General features: G+C 35.0%; 17 protein-coding genes and 1 tRNA gene. 5 read left to right on the forward strand and 13 right to left on the reverse strand.

Annotated features, from left to right (window positions below):
- Positions 1 to 7 precede the first annotated feature (7 nt).
- Both argS and U8526_RS03410 read right to left on the reverse strand, forming a co-directional pair.
- Positions 8 to 1,699: an arginine--tRNA ligase gene (gene argS, locus U8526_RS03405; RefSeq protein ID WP_334340563.1), complete on the reverse strand. Its 1,692-nt coding sequence runs from the start codon at positions 1,697 to 1,699 to the stop codon at positions 8 to 10.
- A 338-nt stretch (positions 1,700 to 2,037) separates the two neighbouring features.
- A tRNA-Gly gene (locus U8526_RS03410) sits at positions 2,038 to 2,108 on the reverse strand.
- Positions 2,109 to 2,273: 165 nt separating this feature from the next.
- Here U8526_RS03410 and U8526_RS03415 point away from each other — a divergent pair.
- A complete protein-coding gene (locus U8526_RS03415) occupies positions 2,274 to 2,753 on the forward strand; it encodes a hypothetical protein (protein WP_334340564.1) in 480 nt (159 codons plus the stop codon).
- Between the two features lie 164 nt (positions 2,754 to 2,917).
- Here the strand turns inward: U8526_RS03415 and U8526_RS03420 are convergent, their stop codons facing one another.
- The 7 genes from U8526_RS03420 to U8526_RS03450 all read right to left on the reverse strand — a co-directional run bounded on the left by U8526_RS03420 (position 2,918) and on the right by U8526_RS03450 (position 12,471).
- The gene (locus U8526_RS03420) at positions 2,918 to 3,043 is read right to left on the reverse strand and encodes a hypothetical protein (protein ID WP_334340565.1); all 126 of its coding nucleotides are present in this window, start codon (positions 3,041 to 3,043) and stop codon (positions 2,918 to 2,920) included.
- Positions 3,044 to 4,125: 1,082 nt separating this feature from the next.
- Complete coding sequence (locus U8526_RS03425) at positions 4,126 to 4,989, reverse strand: GGDEF domain-containing protein (protein ID WP_334340566.1); 864 nt, start codon at positions 4,987 to 4,989, stop codon at positions 4,126 to 4,128.
- On the reverse strand, positions 4,973 to 7,012 hold the full coding sequence (locus tag U8526_RS03430) for a cellulose biosynthesis cyclic di-GMP-binding regulatory protein BcsB (RefSeq protein WP_334340567.1): 2,040 nt from the start codon (positions 7,010 to 7,012) through the stop codon (positions 4,973 to 4,975). Before U8526_RS03430 ends, U8526_RS03425 begins: the two co-directional genes overlap by 17 nt.
- Before the next feature lie 28 nt (positions 7,013 to 7,040).
- Complete coding sequence (locus U8526_RS03435) at positions 7,041 to 8,270, reverse strand: glycosyltransferase (RefSeq protein WP_334340568.1); 1,230 nt, start codon at positions 8,268 to 8,270, stop codon at positions 7,041 to 7,043.
- A gap of 35 nt (positions 8,271 to 8,305) precedes the next feature.
- Entirely contained in the window at positions 8,306 to 9,862 is a 1,557-nt protein-coding gene (locus U8526_RS03440; protein WP_334340569.1) for a hypothetical protein, read from the reverse strand.
- Positions 9,855 to 11,339, reverse strand: coding sequence for a glycan biosynthesis hexose transferase WsfD (gene wsfD, locus U8526_RS03445; RefSeq protein WP_334340570.1), 1,485 nt, complete (start codon positions 11,337 to 11,339; stop codon positions 9,855 to 9,857). The genes U8526_RS03440 and wsfD overlap by 8 nt, the downstream gene beginning before the upstream one ends.
- Positions 11,340 to 11,349: 10 nt before the next feature.
- On the reverse strand, positions 11,350 to 12,471 hold the full coding sequence (locus U8526_RS03450; protein WP_334340571.1) for a hypothetical protein: 1,122 nt from the start codon (positions 12,469 to 12,471) through the stop codon (positions 11,350 to 11,352).
- 195 nt (positions 12,472 to 12,666) lie between these two features.
- Between U8526_RS03450 and U8526_RS03455 the strand changes: the two genes are divergently transcribed.
- Positions 12,667 to 12,948, forward strand: a complete 282-nt coding sequence (locus tag U8526_RS03455; protein ID WP_334340572.1) for a hypothetical protein — start codon at positions 12,667 to 12,669, stop codon at positions 12,946 to 12,948.
- Between the two features lie 138 nt (positions 12,949 to 13,086).
- On the opposite strand, the gene U8526_RS03460 is transcribed toward U8526_RS03455, so the two are convergent.
- Positions 13,087 to 13,524 carry a MerR family transcriptional regulator gene (locus tag U8526_RS03460; protein WP_334340573.1) on the reverse strand — a complete coding sequence of 146 codons (438 nt, stop codon included), beginning with the start codon at positions 13,522 to 13,524 and terminating at the stop codon, positions 13,087 to 13,089.
- A gap of 783 nt (positions 13,525 to 14,307) precedes the next feature.
- The gene (glnA, locus tag U8526_RS03465) at positions 14,308 to 15,636 is read right to left on the reverse strand and encodes a type I glutamate--ammonia ligase (RefSeq protein WP_334340574.1); all 1,329 of its coding nucleotides are present in this window, start codon (positions 15,634 to 15,636) and stop codon (positions 14,308 to 14,310) included.
- 310 nt (positions 15,637 to 15,946) lie between these two features.
- Between glnA and guaC the strand changes: the two genes are divergently transcribed.
- Entirely contained in the window at positions 15,947 to 16,924 is a 978-nt protein-coding gene (gene guaC / locus U8526_RS03470; protein ID WP_334340575.1) for a GMP reductase, read from the forward strand.
- A 191-nt stretch (positions 16,925 to 17,115) separates the two neighbouring features.
- On the opposite strand, the gene U8526_RS03475 is transcribed toward guaC, so the two are convergent.
- Both U8526_RS03475 and U8526_RS03480 read right to left on the reverse strand, forming a co-directional pair.
- A complete protein-coding gene (locus U8526_RS03475; protein ID WP_334340576.1) occupies positions 17,116 to 18,081 on the reverse strand; it encodes a glycosyltransferase family 2 protein in 966 nt (321 codons plus the stop codon).
- Between the two features lie 21 nt (positions 18,082 to 18,102).
- A complete protein-coding gene (locus U8526_RS03480; RefSeq protein WP_334340616.1) occupies positions 18,103 to 20,487 on the reverse strand; it encodes a glycosyltransferase family 39 protein in 2,385 nt (794 codons plus the stop codon).
- A gap of 211 nt (positions 20,488 to 20,698) precedes the next feature.
- On the opposite strand from U8526_RS03480, the gene U8526_RS03485 reads away from it, so the two are divergent.
- Positions 20,699 to 21,391 (forward strand): response regulator transcription factor, encoded by a 693-nt coding sequence (locus U8526_RS03485; protein ID WP_334340577.1) that lies wholly within the window; start codon positions 20,699 to 20,701, stop codon positions 21,389 to 21,391.
- Positions 21,381 to 22,703 (forward strand): sensor histidine kinase, encoded by a 1,323-nt coding sequence (locus U8526_RS03490; RefSeq protein ID WP_334340578.1) that lies wholly within the window; start codon positions 21,381 to 21,383, stop codon positions 22,701 to 22,703. Before U8526_RS03485 ends, U8526_RS03490 begins: the two co-directional genes overlap by 11 nt.
- Positions 22,704 to 22,885: the final 182 nt, after the last annotated feature.

The raw sequence follows: 22,885 nt of genomic DNA on the forward strand, positions 1-22,885 counted from the left end.
ATTCACCCTACATTTCTTCTGGAGCTTTAACACCTAGAAGTGCTAATGACATTTGTAATACTGTTGAAACTGATTTAACTAAAGCAAGTCTTGCTTTCAAACCTTCGTCGTCAGCCAAAATTCTGCTGTGTGCGTAGTATTGGTTGAAACTCTTAGCAAGCTTCAAAACATACTTAGCAACAACTGAAGGTTCATATTCTTTAGCAGCACGTTTAACAACTTCTGGGAAGTCTTGAAGCATCTTGATAGTATCCCATGCTTTTTCATCTGTAACAGCTAAATCTTTAGCATCAGAGTAGTCAACATCAGCTTTTCTCAAAATACTTAAAGCACGAGCATTTGTGTATTGAACGTAAGGACCAGTTTCACCTTCAAAACGAACAACTTCTTCTAGATTAAAGTCAAAGCTATCACGACGATCGTTCTTCAAATCATGGAAAACAACCGCACCAACACCAACTGCTTCAGCAACGGCATCTTTGTCTTTCAAGTCTGGATTCTTTTCTTCAATTTGTTTCTTAGCAAGATCAACCGCGTCGTTTAAAACGTTGTCCAACAAGATAACATTACCTTTACGTGTTGAAAGCTTCTTACCACCAGTTGTGATCAAGCCAAATGGAATATAAACAATATCATCAGCCCAGTCATAACCCATCTTCTTAAGAACAATCTTAAGTTTTGTAAAGTGCTCCGCTTGTTCGCTACCAACAACATAAAGTGATTTAACGAAGTCAAAAGTATCTTTACGGTATTTAGCAGCAGCCAAGTCACGAGTAATGTAAAGTGTGGCACCATCAGTCTTCTTGATCAAAGCTGGTGATAAGTCATATTGTGATAAGTCAACGATCTCAGCACCACGACTCTCTTGAAGCAAACCTTTTTCTTCAAGAGTATCAACAATAGCATCCATCTTATCGTTATAGAAAGATTCACCTGTAAAGTGATCAAATTGAACATCTAGACGGTTATAGATTGTTTGGAATTCCTTCAATGATAATTCCTTGAACCATGACCAAAGAGCAAGAGCTTCCTTGTCGCCATCTTCCATCTTCTTGAACCAAGCACGAGCTTCATCATCAAGTTCTGGCTTTTCTTCAGCTTCCTTATGGAAACGAACGTAATATTTCAATAGGTTATTAATAGGATCAGCTTCAACTTCTTCAACTGAACCCCACATCTTATAACCAACGATCAACTTACCAAATTGTGTACCCCAGTCACCTAAGTGATTGATCTTAACTGGATTGTAGTTCAATTTAGCAATAATCTTAGCAATGGAATTACCAATTACAGTTGAACGTAAATGACCCATTGACATAGGCTTAGCAATGTTAGGTGATGACATATCGATTGGTACGTTACGTCCCTTACCTTCATCAGCATTACCATAATTATCTTTATCAGTTAAAATTTCAGTTAAAACAGAATTTGAGAATGCTTTCTTATCTAAGAAGAAGTTAATATAAGCGCCAGTATTAACGACCTTCTCAAAGCCAGTTGTTTCAATTTTGCCTACTAAATCTTCAGCAATCATATTTGGAGCCTTGTGTAAGGATTTAGCTAAAATAAATGTTGGAAACGCATAGTCACCAAGATCTGATGTTTTAGGTTTCTCAATTAATTTTGTTACTTGTTCCTCTGTAATTTCGTCAGGTAAAACTTTGACCAAAGCGTCAACTACTTGTTTTTTAAAATCCATATTTTCCTCCTATTAGATAAAAAAAACGCCTCTTCCAATAATATCCTTATTGAAAGAGACGAGATTTCCCGCGGTACCACTCTAATTGATTAATATCCACTCATTAATATATTCAATTTACTTTTAAAATATAAGAAAGGATGCGACTTAGTCATTGAAATAGTCAACTCACACCAAAATTTGACCTCGCTTGAAAACAATTAACTAATTAGTCCCTCTTTTGCAAAAACATGATAGCACATAAAATTATCAATAACAATAATTATTCTGAAGATATCACATCATTTGATACAAAAAAACGTTGATCCAATCGACCAACACTTTCAAAACTGTATAAAAGCGAACTACGAGAATCGAACTCGCGACACTAGCTTGGGAAGCTGGTATTTTACCATTAAACTAAGTTCGCATGTCATAACTAGTTAAGTATACAACAGATTATTCCAAAAAGATAAGTTTTATTTAAAATTGTTTTCAAAATTTACAATATAAATTGATTTTTACATTTTGTTACCATAGAATCAACAGTGACGATAGATTTCTATCGATATATTGCATCGAGGAGAAGATTATAATGAAAAAAACATTGGTTACTTTATTAGCCGCTGTTTCATTAATGGGTGGATTTGCTACAGTAGCTACTGGTTGTTCAAATACCAAAAGTACTCAACAAGTAGAAAAGCATTCAGCAAAGAAAATAACAAAAGATGAAATCAAAGGTCACGATTATGTTGGTGTAAGCAGTGATAACAAAGATGAATACATCACTTTCTTTACTGGCAAGGACAAAAAGAAAGTTCAATTTGTTCGTGTAAGTAAATCCGGTTCAGAAAAAATCATCACTGACTTTAAAAAAGCCAAGATTGTCATGAACAAAAAGGATGCTAAGAAATTCAAGATCGATGGTTTCAGAATTATCAACGAACCTGATTTCAATTGGAACTTCGTCAAAGTTGGTAAAACAACAATCAAAACTCCTGATGGCAAAAAGTGGAAATTATATGACGGAACTCACAAACAAGCAGTTAAGGCTGTCGAAAAGAACGGTAAATAAATACATTTAATTGATGACTGATAAAAAATTCCCTAAGGGAATCTTTTATCAGTCTTTTTTTCACTATACAATTTGTAAATTTCTTAATTTAAAGGCAAAAAAAGATTCACAGTTTCAAACTGTGAATCACTTATTGATTAATATCTAAATTTTATATGTAAAATTTATGCAGTCTTTAATTTATTGACCGCTTCTTCAATTGTTTTACCGCTTGCAAAAACTTTTGTGTTTGTGTCTACAACGGTAAACATTTGGGATTTTGTATTCAAGCTTACTTGATATTTCATCATGTTTACCTCCTAATCATTTGTTATTAACTCAACGGATGAAATAAGTATATTACTAATTTTATAAAAAGCAAGCCCTTACATTTATTAATTTTCGCTCAAAAATTTCCCCTATCAGTAGAATTTTTTCTAGAATCTAGATATAATTGAATTAGTAAATAAGGAGAAGATGCAAAATGAAGAATATGTCCAAAAAAGAATATCCGTCGTGGTACCCTCGTAAACGAGGGCATAACACAGTAGAGTTTAACAAGCCTGATAAATGGTATGAATGGTCGGCCATTCTTGATATTATCTTTTTTGCGATTTTTTTACTTATAATAAATCACTAATGTAGAAATATATTTGACGCTCACTTTTGAGCGTCTTTTTTTATTTTAATCATTAAGTTGGTTTTGAATTGGCTAAAATTTGAATACAAATTGTCTTCTGTGGAAGTGGTTGTTTTCATGTAAAGATTGATAGTATAAAAAAGATTGAATAGTTTAAATTTGCCGTCCTCCACAAAAATCGGGAATGCTGTTGGAACGCCATGGGCACGATTCGGAGCTAATTATTTTACACTTCGTGCAAAATAATGGATCTCCGAAGTCGGCCTTATTGTAATCGGCATAGCCGATAACAATAATTTCATGGCTGAACGCATTCCCAATTTTTGTTCCGGACTAAAAAGTGGTTCCATTATTTAATTGAAATGAATTATTTAATTCAGTACCCTTCCTACTTTCTTGTTCCAGATTGGATGTGTTGTTCTAAATTTATCAAATAGCAAGACAGCATCTATTAAGTATAGGTCTATGGCCTAAAAACACTTAATAGATGCTGTCTTCTTTAGTTATATTGGTTTATACATCTCTAAATATTGAAGTCTTGGTTAACAAAATTAGAATCAGAAATATAGTCGGTAGTAGAAAATCTGTGGGCCCTAAGTGGTGAAATTCTACTTAGCTTGCGAAGCAAGGTTAGTAGAAGACCGGACTTGGAGATCCATAATTTTGTACGAAGTAGAAAATTATTAGCTTCAAGCCGTGTCCACCGCATTCCAAGCCCACAGATTTTCTACTACCGACGGCATACTTACACTATTACACATCATACTGAGTCTCATGAATACCAGCATTCATCAGATCATAAGGAGTCTTCATTGTTGCTGAATCCCATGACGCAATTCCGACGATCATTGAAATTGCCATTGTTGAAAGTGAATCGTTGGCCTTAACATTTTTTTCAAAGCCTTCTTTGATTCGACTAGTAGCGATTCCTGCTCCTTTATCGTCGGTATACAACAGAATGGCCCAAGTTGGATCATCGCTGTTCAACAGGTATGTAATATCATTAGTTCTAGTTTTTTCCTTGATTGAATCGGTTGTCAATTTTAATAGTAACTTGGTTTGATTAGGACTCATCATTCGTCTCAAATCATTGAAATAACGAATTTTTATAATCGCGGTCGTAACTGGTATATCAAACCGACGATTGGTTTCTGCAAATACCGCTATATCCTCGATATAAGCCACTGTGGTCCGCAAATTGGTTTGCTCATCAAATGCACCACGCTCAATCAAAGCCGTTCTCAGCTCTCCATTAGACTTCTGAAGGGCTATTTGATTCTTAGTCATTGAATACAATGCCAAAGACAGCAACATAGGAATTACCATCCAAAAACTCAATTGCCAAGGAATTCGAGCTGTTTGGCTAACATATTGATAAATCATAATTACCGCTTGAATCGCAATAAAAACAATATTTGAAATCAGACTAGGCAAAATGCCAAAGAAGTAAGTAATCATTAGCAACATCACTGTACAGAACAGATAAATTACATTTAGCATAATGTTTCCAGTCAGTGCCATCAGAATCGCGGTAGCACTAAATAGTGAAAGAAAAACTAGTAAACCGACATCCTGTAAAAGTGAACTTTTTTCATCGTCTTTATTGTTTTCTGTCATTCTTACTTCCTCCGTTCAAACGGCCTTGTTTTCTAACAGTCAGAATAACCCCCACTCCAATTAAGATTATTACAATCAAAGCCAATCCCAAATACAGGATCAATTGTGAGTTCTTACTGAAAGTCCGTTTATTTTCAAGAGATTTATCAATTGCCTTATTTTTCTTAAAACGATATCCATAATGAGCATTATTCATATCAACAACTACAGCATCCCCTGTAAATTGTTGAATATTCTTTTGGAAATTGATCTGTGTTGAAGCTAGATAAACATCCTTAGTATTTATACCGGTAACGACCATCATCCCACGCTTGTCATTATATGGTGAACGCATCAATTGCGCCGTCCCGATATTTTTACCATAGTCCTTTTCAATACTCAATTTTTCATTCGAAACGACTCGATCAAAGTTTTGTGAATACTTAAAGTAGAGATTTGGATTCAATTCCTTGATCATCGGATTATTCTGCGGGGTACCAATCACGATCACATTGTTATTTTTCAAAACATTCTTACTTGGCATTGATTCATAAAATTGAATTTTACCAGTATTACTCTTGGCAAAGTTTCCAATCAAATTAAAAATATTCGTCAATGTCTTAAAGTCATCCGTATTAAGATTCTTAGGTGCTACAACAGCTATGTCATCATAGGTCTCATTATTAATGAATAATGTTGGATAGTTAGTAAACAACAAATCGTTGCTACGTTGTGATTTCACTAGCATCTTCGAATCTGGACGCACCTGTGCCCATGGTGTATTGCTGTTATCCGAAGTATCTTGATCCTTCATTTCAAGATCAAAAGCAGCTCTGACGGTAAAACTACTACCGAGTGATAGTCCACGTGGCAATTTCACTGTCAACGTATCATTATTAGCACGAACAGCAGTCAACTTTTTACTACCAATTACCGTATTATTCACGTAAAGAGTTACTAACGAACGATTAAAATTCAAATTCTTACTGTAATTAAAATGTAGCGTGATCTGAGAACCGTCAGCATTGGATCGATCATTGGGAATTTGAACTAAGTAACTAGTCTCCTTGTGTCCAGCACCTTCAATTCGATCAGCTGTGGTCGTCAGATAGTGTGTACCATTGTCATGTAACGATGAAGTATATGTATCAGTCGTTTCCTCTACATCCTCCGTATCTTTATCGGTTTCCTTCATCAATTCCTCATTAGCTACAAATCGAGCCGCCTTTTCCAAAAGCTTTCCCGATTTAGCAGTGACAATCAAATAATATTTACCATCAGTATAATGAGTTTTTATGATAGCCTTATCTTTTAACTGATTAGGATCTATCTGCTTCTTCAAGTCATCCGGTAAATGATCATACTTAGCAACCACCATCATATAATCATTCTTAGCTGCTGATAATTCAGAAACTTTTACGACTGGTATCTGATCATTTTCTGTTGTAATAATTCTCGACTCTCCAGACAGAGCAATCATACTAGCCGTCAATTCTTTGGCAGTTGGATTGTCAGCAGTGGCTATCTTCGATCTCTGATAGGCAATTGTATCTTGCCCTGAAAAGTGAGCATAAAAAGAACTCAACGTATTCTCAGCTTCTTTAAGTTGATACTCAAAGTTAACGTTAGATCCATTCCCTATCGTCAACCAATTAGCTGGAGTTTGTTGCAACTGATAGTTCTTATCCGGCATCTGATCTAAAATTTGACCACTGATTGTCAGGCGATTGCTGCCACTGACTAAATCCAATGGGACAGTTATCTTTTCTGTCTGAAAACCAGTTTTATCTTTGGGCCTAAAAGAATAGAATTTAACACCGTTCAAGGACACCGTAATATCCGATGCTTGACGATTAGCCAATTGTGAAACTTGATAGTTAAAATTAAAAGTAACTTTCTTTAGATCCCAATAATCCATTTTCGTAAAGTACATATTAGCTTCGACTGATTTACCCGAAAGCGTCGTTATACTATTTTGAAACTGTTGAGTATAAGTTTGATTGTCAGCCGCTTGTACTGAAGTCGGTTGCATCAACGTTATCATTATGATAATTCCTATTAAAGTTACTAAACTACTTGTAACGCTTCGTTTTATACCATTTGGCTTGCTTATGAAAGACCTGTTCACGAATATACCCCACCATTCCGTAAGCGGCTACTGCTAGCCACATTTGACTATAAACTAAATACATAAAAACAATTAATAACAAATTACTAAAGGTCAGTTCCCCTCGCTCTGTCGTTATCGTTACAAACGTACTGATAACAAACATCAAAACTGCAAACAACCATAAGTAATTACTGAAACCTTGTAAATTAGAGTGAACGATTCCAGCCACTGACAAAACAAAGACTGAATCGGACAAGACTAACGATGTCATCAATAAAAAATAAATCGTTAAGAAATACAACAAATCGAAACGAATTGGTCGACCTTTCTTTTGAAAAAGCAACTTAGCATTCTTAATAATGACATAAATATTACCTTTGACCCAGCGCGTACGTTGATGGAACCAGACGTCCAAAGTCTGTGGTTCTTGTTCCCAAGTGACAGCACGTGGTTGAAATTTAATCCTGTAACCAATCTGATAAACTCGAAAACTGATTTCCGTATCCTCAGCTAAGGCCTTAACATCCCAGCCGCCAACTTTTTCAAGAACGCTTCGACGAATAACATAGTTAGTTCCCGGAATTGTGCATAGGTGGAATAGTTGTTGGCGTCCCGCTTGAGCCATCCATTGGAACGACAATGTTTCAATATTGATAAATCGCGTCAATAAAGTTGCGTTCTTATTACGAGTTCTGAACTTACCAATTACAGCTGCTAATTTATCATCTGATAACAGCTCAGCAACTAAAATTCTCAAAGCACCATGCTCAGGCGTATTATCTGCATCGTAGATAGAAATGATGCTACCTTTGGCACTCTTTAATCCAATGTTCAAGGCGTTTGATTTACCTTTACCACCGGTAACTTTATCAGTATTAATAACCTTTAAACGTTTATCTCCAAACTGATCCTGCAAGCCCCTCAATAATTCCGCCGAATTGTCGCTAGAATTATCATTGATAACAATAACCTCATATCTATCCTGTGGATAATCAAAACTCAACAATGATAAAACGGTTTTAACAATAACAATCCCTTCATTATGAGCTGGCACCATGATAGATACAAACGGTGCTTGTTCTGGCAATTTCGGATCGGGTTTTGAAACATGTCTTAAATACCAAGTATATCCAGCGACAGTTAAAATCAGATTAACTACTAAAGTACCCCAGATAGAAATAACTGCTATCATCAAGAAAAAATCTAAGACTGAAATAACTATCCCTCCTAACGCTTAAATCGATTCCAATAAACTTTTTGTCCTATAAAAATAAATATTAATAAAATAATCATGATAATTGCAAAGAAGACTGCCAAGATATTCCCCTGGACTTTGAAGTAATTTTTGAACAACGATCCAGATTCGCCGTCAGAAAATTGTTTATTCAAGTCCAAATTGGAATTTTGAATGTCCTCTAATTTACCATTTACTAAATAATCGCCATGATTATATTTTAAATTAGTCGTTTCCGTATTGACTTCCGTGGTAAGTCCATCTTCCACAGGATTATACCAAGTCAGATGAAGATTCTTGATCTCATTCTCTACATGTTCTAGTTCCTTTTGTGTATAAGGCATCTTGATGGTCAATGCTGTAGGAATCGGAAATGTTGTAGTATCGTTTCTTTTCACATCATTGAGCGAGGTAGCTGGCATCGCGAAGAAACTCTGTTTTGCCACCTGAGCATCATTATCCTGTTTCACATAAGTCACTTTCTCATCTTGCATCAACAACCAATTATCAGCATACTTTAAAGAATTATTTCGTAAAATTTTGTCTTGATTCCAAAAACCTGCTGAACTGATACCAACAGGAAATACTTGATGACGAGCCAAACTGACAATATAAGTCAAAAAGTTTTGATTGATGATTTGTCCATCAACATCAGCCCCACTGCTTACTTCTGGAGTCTTCAAGAAAATAATTCCCCCACGATTTTCAATATTCCTTAAAACACCAGTAAAACGATCAAAAGCCTTCATTTCAGTATTTTCACTCACTGAAGTCGTACTGATAGCAAAAGGTATTTCCATCTTGTAACAAAATTTGCTCAACGCATCCAAAGTTCGCAGATTCGTATAGGGCGTCACATTCGTTATCGTCAATAGTGGTTGATATTTCCCCGTCTTTCCAAACAATTGCGCAATCATTTGTGTTTGAACGATTAAACTCAAACCTTTATTGGTGAAAAAGGGTAAATAACCTTGCTTACCTTTGATATATCCGAATGGATAACTCTTTTGATCTGCTTCTTGCGTCGACAAAGTTCCAACTTGTTGAGATCCACCTGCTGCTTGAGTGACTACCGTTATGCTTTGACTAAATGGCAATAATTCGTGATTGGTATTATTTTTCAAAATAAATTGCTGCTGATAAACTTTTTGAACTTTAATACCTAACTGGTCAATTTCTGTCTGCGTAAGATTTTCACCAATATGCAACTTTATACCTGAAAATTTATCTCTATCATTTATAAAAGTTTGATTGATCAATCCTACCTGGCGCCAATTGATCATAGTGATGACACCTAAATATTTATTATCTAAGGTTCCTTTTTTGTAATCAGACTGTGCAACTGTTTTAACCCGTAAATTCATGCTAGTTAAACTACGTTGTAAGGCATCAATATTTTTCTTATCATCTCTTACATCATTTTGTGAATCGTAAACTAATAAAACTTCATCATTATTTGTGGAAGCGCTAACTGTCTGAAAACAACTAATCACAGAAAATAAGATTAAAATCAGAGATATCACCAAAGAAAATTTGATTTTTCTATTCATCGGCATCATCTCCTTCAGTATTCCACAATGTGTGATTGAACAAATCGGAAACAAACATCAACAACGACATATTCAAACTTACTGGAACTAAGAACAAATGTTTAGCTAGATCGGCATCCCCATCACCAACAATAGAAACAATCGGGACGAAGACAACAACCGTCATTAATCCAAAAATCAGAAAGAATCTCAAGATTCCCATGTAACGCTTAGCTTTAATATCTAAATAAAAGCCAACACTATAGACAGCAATGAATCCCACTGCCAACAGACAATCAAAGGCGTACTTACCAGGGAAAAAGGCTCCCATCAGAGAACTATAGATTGTAAAATACTTAACCTGTTCTCCTGGTTTGTGTCCTGAATTTCTGACAAAGTCACCCACCGCTCGAGGTTGAACTGCGGTTACGTCCTTAGCCGCTAAATCCAACAGATTATTAAATTGTTTGAGATTACTAGCATAGTAACGAATAATCCACCCGAAACCAGTTTTATCCATCAAGTGTTTTTTGACATATTTACTACTAGGATCCAGCGCGGCGTAATTCTTGGAATAGTAGTTTTCATTTCTCATTAAAGCAAATTGGCCATCAACCCCACCTCGTTCAATCTTTTTGGTAGGGTCACCAGTTTCCAATAAGGTTCCATGTGAAAAAGTTTGAAAAGTATTGGCACCGACAATCTCAGAACCAATTGATTTATAAATTCCAACTCCAGACATCAAAACTAATGCAATGCCCAGAGCAGTTGCCATTCTCCTAGCCTTAAAATGTGGCAAAAACATAATACCTATTGCGACGACGCCAAAACTCAAGGCTAATGGAGCGTTTTGTTGTTTGTTAGTGATCAGTAAAATTGTCGAGATAAAGAACAAAAACGTCATCGGCCATCTTCGAGAATAGACATTTCTCGCTAAAGAAATGATGGAAGCACACAGATAGAGCATTAGAACAAACATCCCTGGTTCCGCAAAGAACGAATTAAAGTACAACGTATAAGCTGAATCGGCGAAGATAAATACGATCAAAAATGCCATTACGTAACTTTTTACTTTTCGATAAGGATGTACGAATGCATTTGTTAAAAGATAGATTCCACCTAAATAGAATAAATAGTAAACCAATCCCATGAATCTAATGTCAAAAATGGTTCTGCTATAAAATAATTTATTAAGTAATAATGCAATTTGAATGAATAATGTCTGTGACGATAATACGGAAACACTATTCTCATTAAAATATTGCATAATACCAAATTTGGTTATTACAAAATCACTGTACTGACTATAGCTTGTCGGTAAACGATAAATTCCATTACTCAAAATAGAACGATAAAAATCACCATTATCCGCTAAACCATGTATTGGCGGTACAAATAGCAGAATACCGCTAATGATGGCCGCCAAAATTGTCGCTAATAGTGCTGGAGAGACAATCTTCGAAAATTTATCCAAGCAATTATATATAAATTTTTTCAAATACTCACCCTCAATATTTTGCTGCTAATAATGTTGTCAAATTATTATATGAATATGCTTCATTCTGATGTTCAATCCCGATACCACCATAGATATCGGATTTTTTATTATCAACTTGATACTTCCAAGTTAATTTCATAGCCTTTTGATACATCTCTTTTTTGCCTTCTTGAGCAAAAATCATGGCTGCTAACGCATAACTACCTGCCGAATGGGAACGACTGACAATATTTCCATTGACTGAATATATATTGTACAAGGTGTTACGGTTAACCTGAGTTTCAAGCCAGTTCAGAGAAACTTGCTTCAATTTCCCTATTTCTGCCAAATGAAGCAAAGTCTCCAAAGCTTCTGAAGTGTTCAGATCGTTATTACTATAAGTTTTAGCACTCCAATTGTAACTAGAAGCATAAAGTGGAAAAGCATCACCTAAGTAACCATTTTGAACAACTGCTAATTGTTGCTTATACATTTTTTTATTTGCTTCCGAAGTCGATTCAAAATACTTTAACGTAGAAAAATCATAATAAGCCAACGAACCTTCATCGCTAGACTTTCTCGTTTTAACATCATAAAAACTAGCAATTTTCCCCTTACTCATTGTATTCTTTTGCAACGACGCAAATCTTCGTGCAGCCTCTTTTTTTATCGTTTTGTTGCCAGTTTGATCAGCATACATTTGTAAAGCTCGAATAATTCTTAAATCATCTAAAGTAGCGTTAACACTAAATTTCTTATTAGTCGTCGGCGTATAACGATAACTAAACTGTGATTTTTGATCAAAAGTTTGCTTTGTTGCTTGGTAAAATTCCCGAAACTTTTTATATTGGTGTGTATACGCTAAATACTCCAACCACATTCCTGAAGATTCTGAAAGTAATTCATGACCACGTGCTTCACTTTTCTTGTAAGATTGCTTTTTATAATTTGTATAAATACCTTTTTTCGTCATCATTTTATTTTCAATAAAATGACTTAGATTTTTCTCGTTAGAAATATAGTTTCCATAATGGGATCGTTTACTAAAATTGCTGTCACCCTTGGGTATTGAAATTTTAGCCTCTTGACTGCTACAACCTGCCAAAATAAAAATCATTAAAACTAACAGGATCATTGTCAACTTTTTTTTCAAAATTCTTCCCCCATCACAAAATTATTACCCTTAACATTAATTTTACATATCTTTTTATTACACTTTTAATTATCTACAATATTTGACATTATGCCAATTCTTTTAGTATAAATTTCCTATATTTGGAATATTTTCGATCCCATAGAAATATGGTCTTTAAACTTTGCTATAATCAAATTTAAGGGAGGCGCTATCATGGCTTTGAATATTAACTTAATTAACGGTAAAAACATTCCTATCAATGAAGACACTTATCTTGCGGCTTGGAAGTATCAATCATCTCTGATGGCAAGTAACGCTGATCATTATTATCTAGACCTCATTTTTAAAGGTAGTTTTGAAGACGGAAAAGTTACTGAAGATGATGAAGAAAATAAGCTTGAAGGCTTAATCAGTGCTGCTGACTGGTTAACCATCGGTAAAGGTAATAATAATTCTATTAAAACGACTGCAGTTCTTGGTATCACTAGAGATTAATAACAACTAAAAAAGGTCCCAGCTTACGCTGGGACCTTTTCTGCTCTCTGGGGGGAAAGCAGTAATCAGAATTTTGATTACGCTAAATCTTAACATTAAAAAAAACTGATTTCCAGAAAAAACTGTGTAAATAAAAAATTAGTTATTCATAGATTGACTAGCTTTTGAAGCTGCTTCCAAAGTATCACAGAAATCTTCCAGACCTTCTTCAGAACCAGCGGCACAAGCAGCTTCAAAATATTTAACTTTATGATCAAGTTTCTCCAAATACTTTTCAGACTGGGCGATTTGACGCATTACTTCGTCACGTTGCTTTTTGAACATAGCCAATCTTTGTTCCAAAGTAATATTACCTTCCATCGACATATTGACGAATTCTCTGATTTCTTTCAAAGACATACCAGTCTCTTTTAAGCATGAAATCAAGTCAACAAAATCCATGTCATTTTCAGTAAATTCACGACGACCGTTACCATCACGATGTACGAAAGGCATCAATCCTTCTTTGTCGTAGTAACGTAAAGTGTAACTTGAAAGGCCTGTTTTCTCAGCCACTTGTCCAATTGAATAAGCCATCTAAACGCTCCCTTCAATATAAATTATTATTCTAAGTATAAACGTATAGTCTATATTTTTGTATTATTTTAATCATAGGATAGAGATGGAGATGTGCTTAAACTGCCGTCCTCCACAAAAATTGGGAATGCTGTTGGAACGCTATGGGCACGATTTGGAGCTAATTATTTTACACTTCGTGCAAAATAATGGATCTTCGAAGTCGGCCTCATTGTAACCGGCATAGCCGGTTACAATGATTTCATAGCTGAACGCATTCCCAATTTTTGTTCCGGACTAATATCCTATTCTATTTGCATATTTCTTAATATATTGGATAGTGTAAAATAACATTCACTAAAAAATTTTGGATATACTCATATATTTCTATCTTTTTCTTATAACAAAATTCATAAAACTTATCTAATTACTTACGTAAATCTATTCAAATACTGCGATTTTAGTAAATAATAATAGAACCAGAAATACAGTCGGTAGTAGAAAATCTGTGAGCCCTCAGTGGTGATATTCTGGTTAGCTTGCGAAGCAAGGTTACCAGAAGACCGGACTTGGAGATCCATGATTTTGCACAAAGTGCAAAATCATTAGCTTCAAGCCGTGTCCACTACGTTCCAGTGGCTCACAGATTTTCTACTTTCGACGACATCCTTCCACCACAACAGTTAATATATTCAGTTTTCAAACAAAAAAGACGTTCACATTAACCACACATTGGTTAATATGAACGTCTTTTCAGTATCAATAATTCAAACTAGAAATATTTATCTAATTTGATTTCGTAATTTAATATTGTGACATGTAAGTATCTCTTTCCCATTGGGAAACTGTTTGTTGATATCTTGCCCATTCGGCATTCTTAGCAGCAAACAAACTATTTGTTAGATCCTTACCAAGTGATTGTTGAACATATTCGTCTTTACGTAATGCCTTTAAAGCATTGTGCAATGTTGAAGGTAAATCAACGATACCTTCCTTACGACGTTCATCATCACTCATATGATAAATATTATCTTTAACTTCTGGCATTAGTGCGTAATTATTTTTAATACCATCTAATCCAGCATCTAGAATACATGCAATTGATAGGTATGGATTTGTTGTTGGGTCCACACTTCTAATTTCAATACGTTTTGACTTACCTGATGCAGCTGGTACTCGGATCAATGGTGAACGGTTCTTACTTGCCCAAGCAATATATGTTGGAGCTTCAAAGCCTGGAACTAAACGTTTATATGAGTTAACAGTTGGATTATTAACAGCAGTCAAAGCACGAGCGTGTTTTAAAACGCCACTCATAAATTCTTTAGCTGTATCGGATAACATATCATTAGCATCATCAAAGATATTTGTATCATCTTTAAATAATGACATATTGATGTGCATACCTGAACCATTAATACCTTGAACTGGTTTTGGCATAAATGTTGCGTATAAATTATTCTTTCTAGCAATTGTTTTAACAACTAATTTAAATGTCTCAATGCTATCTGCAGCTGACAAAGCATCTTGATACTTGAAATCAATTTCTTGTTGTCCGGGAGCAACTTCATGGTGACTAGCTTCAACTTCAAAGCCCATCTTTTCAAGAACAAGAACAATATCTTTACGAACGTTAACACCTAGATCAACTGGTGAAAAGTCAAAGTAACTACCGTCATCGTTTAGATGTAATGTAGGATTACCTTGTTCATCACGATTGAATAGGAAGAATTCGGGTTCTGAACCAATATTGAAATTAGTGTAACCCATCTTTTTCATCTTACTAATAATACGTTTGAGGTTAACACGAGGGTCACCTTCAAATGGTGTGCCATCTGATTTGTAAATATCACAGATCAAACGTGCTACCTTACCGTGTTCTTCACCCCATGGGAAAATCAACCATGTTGATAGATCTGGATGTAGTAACATATCACTTTCTTCAATACGAGTAAATCCATCAATTGATGAACCATCAAAAGTAATCTTGTTTGCTAATACCTTATCCAGTTGGGATACAGGAACTTCAACATTTTTGATGATACCGTTGATATCTGTAAACATTAAACAAATAAACTCAACGTTTTCATCTTTTACCATTTTTGTAATATCTTCTGCAGTATAATGTTGCATTTTTAGCCACTCCTATTGTATATACCAATTTTTTGTAGACTTCTAATAAACGTTATTAATATAAGGTTTAATTAATAATATGATGATAATACCAATTACAGGTTTCACTGTCAATTATTTATCAACATATTATTAAAAAAATACTAACTAACAATATACAAATTCTTTTGTATATGAAAATTCTATCACAATAACCCGAATTAGCCGAAGAATATATTTGACATCTGACCCATAACCAGTTAAATTATATATGCGAACGAAATTGAATATAAAAATAATAATTGTTCGTCATTAATGGAGTGAATAATAAATGCAAGTTTTTGACTATGAAGATATTCAACTAATACCGAACAAATGTATCGTGGACAGTCGTTCAGAATGTGATACAAGTATACAATTTGGACCTAAAACTTTTAAGATTCCAGTAGTTCCAGCTAACATGCAAACTATCCTGGATGAAAAATTGGCTGAAAAGTTAGCTGAAAATGGTTACTTTTACATTATGCATCGTTTTGAACCCGAAACTAGAATTGATTTTATAAAGGACATGCAACAAAAAGGTCTCTTTACTTCTATCAGTGTTGGTATAAAGGAAGACGAATTCAAATTTATTGACCAATTAACAGCTCAAAACCTAACTCCTGACTATATTACGATTGACGTTGCACATGGTCACAGTGATCGTGTCATTAAAATGATTAAATATATCAAACAAAATATTCCTGAAAGTTTCTTAATTGCCGGTAACGTTGGTACTCCTGAAGCTGTTAGAGAATTAGAAAATGCCGGAGCTGATGCTACTAAAGTTGGTATTGGACCTGGTAAAGTTTGTATCACTAAATTAAAAACTGGTTTTGGTACTGGTGGTTGGCAATTAGCTGCTATCAGATTATGTGCCAAAGCTGCTAGTAAACCCATCATCGCTGACGGTGGTGTTAGAAATGATGGCGATATTGCCAAGTCAATTCGTTTCGGTGCTAGCATGGTCATGATTGGTTCCCTACTTGCTGGTCATGAAGAATCACCTGGTAAAGTTATCGAACAAGATGGTCAAAAGTATAAGGCTTACTTTGGATCAGCATCCCAATACCAAAAAGGCGAATACAAAAATGTCGAAGGTAAAAGAATGCTTGTTCCATATAAAGGTAAGATAATGGATACTTTGACTGAAATGCAACAGGATCTACAATCTTCCATATCATATGGTGGTGGTAAAGATCTTGAATCACTAAGAAAAGTTGACTATGTCATTGTAAAGAACTCAATCTACAACGGTGACGTTTACTAAAAACATATCAATAGACAAAAAAAGAGGCTGACGACTGGGTGTTCGTCAGCTTCTTTTTTATGAATGGGATAGTTCATGTTCAATTTGATGCGAAAGTTGTCCATCAAACAACTTTCAACTTATCAAATTTACCATTACTGTAACACATTCTATCTTAATTAAACAGTATGAAAACTTTTTAATTTTAAAGATCAGTTATTGATTTGTCGTGCATTGAATTTATGAATCCCATTATTTCTCTCTTCAAAACCTTCAGTCTTACTGACAATATATCTAGGACGATCGTTGACTTGATCCAAAACACGACCGAGATAACTGCCTAGTATACCAATGGATAGCATCAATAATCCTAAACTAAATAACAGAATAGTTACTCCAACTGATGCAGCATTATAATTTCGACTAGCTATCAAATAACCTAGATAAAAAACACTACTTACTAGAGGTACGACCGAGAAAATATTGACAAATTGTAATGGTTTCATCGAAAAAGATGTAATTCCATCTAATGCTAATTTAATCATCTTAGAAAGTGGATATTTCGTCTCTCCGGCAATTCTCTCCTGACGATGATATTTAACACTAGTCTGCTTAAAGCCGATCCAAGTGACCTGTCCTCTTACGAATGGATCTTTCTCATGCAGCTTCATCAATTGATTGACTGCTTTACGATCCATCAGTCGAAAATCACCCGTATCCAAAGGCATATCAATTGTAGCTAATTTTCTAAAGGTACGATAGAACATCTTAGCAGTAAACTTCTTAAAGACAGTCTCGCCATCACGTTGCATCCTTTTACCATAAACAATTTCATAGCCTTCATGCCATTTTTCAATCATTTGGGGAATAACTTCAGGAGGATCTTGCAGATCGGCATCCATGACCACAACTGCATCACCTTTGGCATAATTCAGACCGGCCGTAATAGCTATCTGATGCCCAAAGTTACGTGAGAATTCAACCAATTTAATACTGTCATTCTGAGCTAGTGCTCGTTTAATGATTGGAACCGATTTATCTTTTGAACCATCATCGACAAAAATTAGTTCATATCGTTCTTCTTGTTGCTCGATGTAATTAAGTAATGTATCAATGGTGACCTGAATTCCGGCCTCTTCATTGAAAACTGGTAATACTATTGATATTAATTGATCCATCGCCAATCATTCCTTTCTAATTTACTTATAAATACTTGATAAATCATATAAGGTACCTGATTGACCAGGGCCACCCATACCGCCGCCCATAGATGGACCGCTTGATTTACTTGATTTCTTCATTTTCTTTAATTGTTTCTTCGTTAATTTCTTCTTACCTGTTGGCTTCTTCATACCACTTGGTGCGCCACTATTACCATTAGGTGCTGTATTCTTTGTACCTGATGGCTTTTTACTTGGTTTCGAACCACTTGGTGGAGTAGATCCCGTTTGTCCAGAAGGTGCTTTACCACTAGGCATACCACCTTGCCCTGAACCAGGATTACCACCGTTAGAACTTGGTGCGCTGCCTTCTGTTTTTGAAGCTACAGTTACAGAACTAGATGCAATTTGACTATTGCTTGAACTGCTTAACTTAACCTTCTTAGCATGTTTCTTGATCCAGTTGACAATTTCAGTATTAGAACCGCCGGTCTTGCCACCAGAATAGTAATACTTCACTTTACCTTCTTTGACTAACTTCTTAAATTGCTTCAATGTAATAGCCTTATCAGTACCGTTGAATCCACCCATTGCCATAACAGCCTTACCGGTTGCAATGATATAAGGTGCAGCAGTACTAGAATCGTCTGTAGCAAAAAGATATTCAGCATTACCTTGATGTTTTTCCAAATACTTAAGCAAGGTCGAGTCGGTTTGAGAATTTCCCATACCGCCACCACCGCCGGCACTCGATAATAATGATGGACCTGCACTAGGTATACCATCACTAGAACCAGCCAAAGTTGGTGTCAATGACCAATAACTAGGTGCCAACATAATTAAAATTAAGGCAATTGTTGGCCAAATACGTTTATTCTTCAATTTAATAGCAATCCAAGGAAGCACGAATAGTGGAATCGAAATAATAATTCCAGCAATCAACAAGATCCATGACAAAGTTGGATAATAATCAGTTAAATACCAAGCCTGTAAAATACTTGTTGAAAGAATCGACAATGGTAAAAGCATTGCCCAAAGTGATTTCTCACGCCACTGTTGAACCATAGTGTAAATTCCAATTCCGGCTAAAACAGCAATAGCTGGAGCTAACATAATTGTGTAATAAGGATGGAAGAAACTAGCAACTGAGAAGAATCCAGCTACTGGAACTAACCAACCTACCCAAAGCCAAAGCTCTTTTCTTTGCGGATTGAGGGAGTACCATTTCTTCATCTTTGAACCACGATAGTAGGCAAAACTGGAAATTAAACCAAACAAGGCTATCAGTAATAACCAACTAATTTGTGGCCCTAATTCTTTCTGGAATAATCTAAGTGGTCCAGCAGTACCAATATTGAAAGCACCGCCGCCGGCACCACCAGTACCTGCTCCACCACCTTTTTGACTATTTCCACCAGGTTGTCCTTGACCTCCAGTTGGAATCTCAGGGGCACCATTAGACTTACTTGAATTAGATGGAGGATTGCCCATCTTTTTACTCTTAGATCCACTTGGTGGAGTCATAGATTTACTACTCTTTTTAGAGCTAGACATCCCTGGGAACGCTCCACCTGTACCAGTAGTTTGTCCTAATAATCTTTGGGTTCCGTTATAACCAAAAGCTAATTCCAAAGCTGAGTTAGTTTCCGAGCCACCTTCATAGGGACGACTATTCGAATTAGTCATATCGACTGACAGAGGCCAAATTAATGTAAAAATAGCTAAGAAAACTGTGGCTATTGATAAATGGACCAATTTCTTTTTCCATTTAACGTCACTAGCAATCCAATAATACAAATAGAGTGCTGGTAAAATCATGAAAGCTTGTAACATTTTAATATTGAAAGAAAAGCCGATTAAAGCAAAACCAATCCAAAGATATCGTTGTTGCTTATTCATTACCGCCTTTTGAACGAACCAAACCGAAAGTAATAAGAAGAACACCAATGTGGCATCCATATTATTAGTTCTTGAGTCCGCTACGACAATCGGTGTTAAGGTCATAATCAGAGCGGCTAAACGGGCTGGAACCTTACCAAAACGTTTTTGAACCATATTGTAAATGAGGTATACCGATCCAATTCCAAATAAAATTGACGGTAACACGACACTCCAACCATGAACGCCAAAAATTTTGGCACTAATGGTCATGAACCATAACGCTACCGGTGGCTTATCAACTGTAATAAAACCTGCCGGGTCGAAACTGGCATACCAAAAGTTCTTAAAACTCTTAGTCATACTAACGATCGCTGCTGTATAGAAATTATTGGCTTCACCTGCTTCCCAGATATTCCAGGCATACAAGAAGGCTGCTAAAATTAAAATAGCAATCAACCAATGGTCATATTTAATATTTCTCAATTTATGTAGATAGCCGTTATGTTCATTTTTTTGAACACGACTAGATTCTTTTGATTCCATCATCTATCTCTCCTATCTTTAAAAAGCTATGTTGATTAAAAAACAAATGACCGAATAAACTAGAAGCGATAATAAAATCGGTTGTAAATTTTTCATCTGCTTAATTCCTTTCTTAACGACAGGAACAAGATTAGACAAACTAACTTAAATTAAGCTTAAATTAGAATTTATGCTTTATAATTATTTGTAGAATTTATAAAAGGAGATCTCTATGTCAAATAATATTAGGATTTTAGTAGTGGAAGATGATGAGAACCTGGCAAATAACATTGCTACTTTCTTGTCAGATTTTTCTGAAGTTGATATTGAAAGTGACGGACTTAGTGGAAAGTTTGCCGCTATTGAAGACGTTTATGATCTGATCATCTTAGATATCATGTTGCCCGAGATGAACGGCTATGATGTATTAAAAAATGTTAGAGACGCCGGTATCAGTACCCCCGTTTTGATTTTGACTGCCAAAGCTGAACTAGATGATAAAGTTCATGGTTTCAATCTAGGGGCCGACGATTATTTAACTAAACCATTTCACCGTGAGGAATTATTAGTTCGTGTCAAAGCTTTGCTAAAAAGAAGTGGTGCTTTAAATGACGATTCAATCATCAAAATTAATAACTTAGAAGTAAATTTGAATAATCACGAAATTTTGGTCAACAATGAAAAAGTCGAATTAAACGGTAAAGAATATGACTTACTTGTTTATTTATTACAAAATAAAAATACGATTTTAACCAAAGATCAGATTTTCGAACGTATCTGGGGATTCGATTCTGATACTTCAATTACTGTAGTCGAAGTTTATATGAGTAATCTTCGTAAGAAACTACGTTCCTCCGGTAACGATAATTTGATTAAAACTATTAGAAATGTCGGGTATATTTGCCAAGATGAAAATGAAATCTAAACAAAGTACCATCACACGTCGTCAACAATTCAAATTATTTCTATCAATCATGGCATCTTTCGCCATTATATTTTTAACTTTGGGACTAATCATTTTTAATCTCTTCCAATCTTCTACTTATAAGAGCATCGATAAAGATATTCGAGAGGAAGTAACTTCAGTCAAGAAACAACCCGCTATTAAGCAAGATGGCCCTCAAGATCCTCATGACCCTAACGGCCGTTTTGGAGATAAAAAAAAAGAACCTAGTCCTAAGGCCCCCTTCCAAGCTTCTATTCTAGTTTTCAATGATAAAGGTAAATTGCTTAATAAATCTAGTCTTGGAAATCGATATTCTATACTTAAAAATATAAAATTAAACAAGAAAAGTATTAATGAGAAACAAACTTTACTTGTTAAAAATATGAATTTCCGTTCTATATTAATAAAAGTCTCAAAAAATAATAATAATCCAATGTACGCTGGTCACTACGTTTTAATCATGCAAAACATTGATACTCAGATTCAAGCGATGAATAACTTTATTAAAATTTTATCGTTGACCTTCTTTATTTTCTGGATCATTGCTTTAGTTGTCTCTTATTTCTTGGCTCGTATCAACATGTTGCCTATCGTCAAATCATGGAAACAGCAGACCGAATTCGTCAACGATGCCGCCCATGAACTAAGAACACCTTTAACAATTATTCAAGGTAAATTGGAATATATGTTAACAAAGCCAAATAAGAAAATCATTGACGAAGCTGAATCGATTTCTGTTTCTTTAGATGAAGTCAGTCGTCTTAACAATCTCACTAATAACCTACTAGACCTTGCTAGATTTGATCAGGCCACAACCGAATTACACTTTGAATATACTGAACCTGAATTCTTTCTTAAAGATCCGATTGAGCCATTCAAAGATATTATCAATTCACAATCTAAGGTCTTTCAAATCAACCTTTATCATCACCCTACCCTTTATTTGGATCGAGATAAGATCAAACAACTACTAATTATTTTGCTAGATAATGCCACTAAATATACACCAAAGAATGGCACCATCAAGATCTACGATCAAATTGAAGGTTCAAAATATCAATTCATTATTTCAGATACCGGGGTTGGCATCAGTGATGCTGATAAAACTAAGGTCTTTCACCGCTTCTATCGAGTTGATAAATCAAGAAATCAAAGTAGCGGTGGGCACGGTCTAGGACTGGCAATTGCTAAACAAATCGTAGAGAATCACCACGGCAGGATTTTTATTCAAGATAATTTACCACACGGTAGTGAATTTGTCGTTGAACTACCAATTAAAAAGATGCACTAGAAATTATCTTTTCTCAAATTCAGTTTTTAAATAAAAGCAGCTCCATTAAGGAATTCAAGCATATATGTGTATTGAATTTTCTTAATGGGGCTGTTATTTTTATTCGATTAGATGGATCTCAAATATCTTTAAATACTACAATTTTCTTCAATAAATTATTTTTTTATAATCAATATAAACAT

Source organism: Companilactobacillus sp. HBUAS56275 (assembly GCF_036913655.1).
In the GTDB taxonomy this organism is placed as follows: domain Bacteria; phylum Bacillota; class Bacilli; order Lactobacillales; family Lactobacillaceae; genus Companilactobacillus; species Companilactobacillus pullicola.

Coding starts and splice junctions, on each gene's coding strand:
- U8526_RS03485 (WP_334340577.1), top strand. CDS start 20,699: ATGTCAAATAATATTAGGATTTTAGTAGTGGAAGATGATGAGAACCTG.
- U8526_RS03455 (WP_334340572.1), top strand. CDS start 12,667: ATGGCTTTGAATATTAACTTAATTAACGGTAAAAACATTCCTATCAAT.
- U8526_RS03415 (WP_334340564.1), top strand. CDS start 2,274: ATGAAAAAAACATTGGTTACTTTATTAGCCGCTGTTTCATTAATGGGT.
- U8526_RS03440 (WP_334340569.1), bottom strand. CDS start 9,862: ATGAATAGAAAAATCAAATTTTCTTTGGTGATATCTCTGATTTTAATC.
- U8526_RS03430 (WP_334340567.1), bottom strand. CDS start 7,012: ATGATAACGTTGATGCAACCGACTTCAGTACAAGCGGCTGACAATCAA.
- U8526_RS03475 (WP_334340576.1), bottom strand. CDS start 18,081: ATGGATCAATTAATATCAATAGTATTACCAGTTTTCAATGAAGAGGCC.
- U8526_RS03460 (WP_334340573.1), bottom strand. CDS start 13,524: ATGGCTTATTCAATTGGACAAGTGGCTGAGAAAACAGGCCTTTCAAGT.
- U8526_RS03435 (WP_334340568.1), bottom strand. CDS start 8,270: ATGATAGCAGTTATTTCTATCTGGGGTACTTTAGTAGTTAATCTGATT.
- argS (WP_334340563.1), bottom strand. CDS start 1,699: ATGGATTTTAAAAAACAAGTAGTTGACGCTTTGGTCAAAGTTTTACCT.
- U8526_RS03420 (WP_334340565.1), bottom strand. CDS start 3,043: ATGATGAAATATCAAGTAAGCTTGAATACAAAATCCCAAATGTTTACC.
- U8526_RS03425 (WP_334340566.1), bottom strand. CDS start 4,989: ATGACAGAAAACAATAAAGACGATGAAAAAAGTTCACTTTTACAGGAT.
- U8526_RS03480 (WP_334340616.1), bottom strand. CDS start 20,487: ATGGAATCAAAAGAATCTAGTCGTGTTCAAAAAAATGAACATAACGGC.
- U8526_RS03490 (WP_334340578.1), top strand. CDS start 21,381: ATGAAATCTAAACAAAGTACCATCACACGTCGTCAACAATTCAAATTA.
- glnA (WP_334340574.1), bottom strand. CDS start 15,636: ATGCAACATTATACTGCAGAAGATATTACAAAAATGGTAAAAGATGAA.
- guaC (WP_334340575.1), top strand. CDS start 15,947: ATGCAAGTTTTTGACTATGAAGATATTCAACTAATACCGAACAAATGT.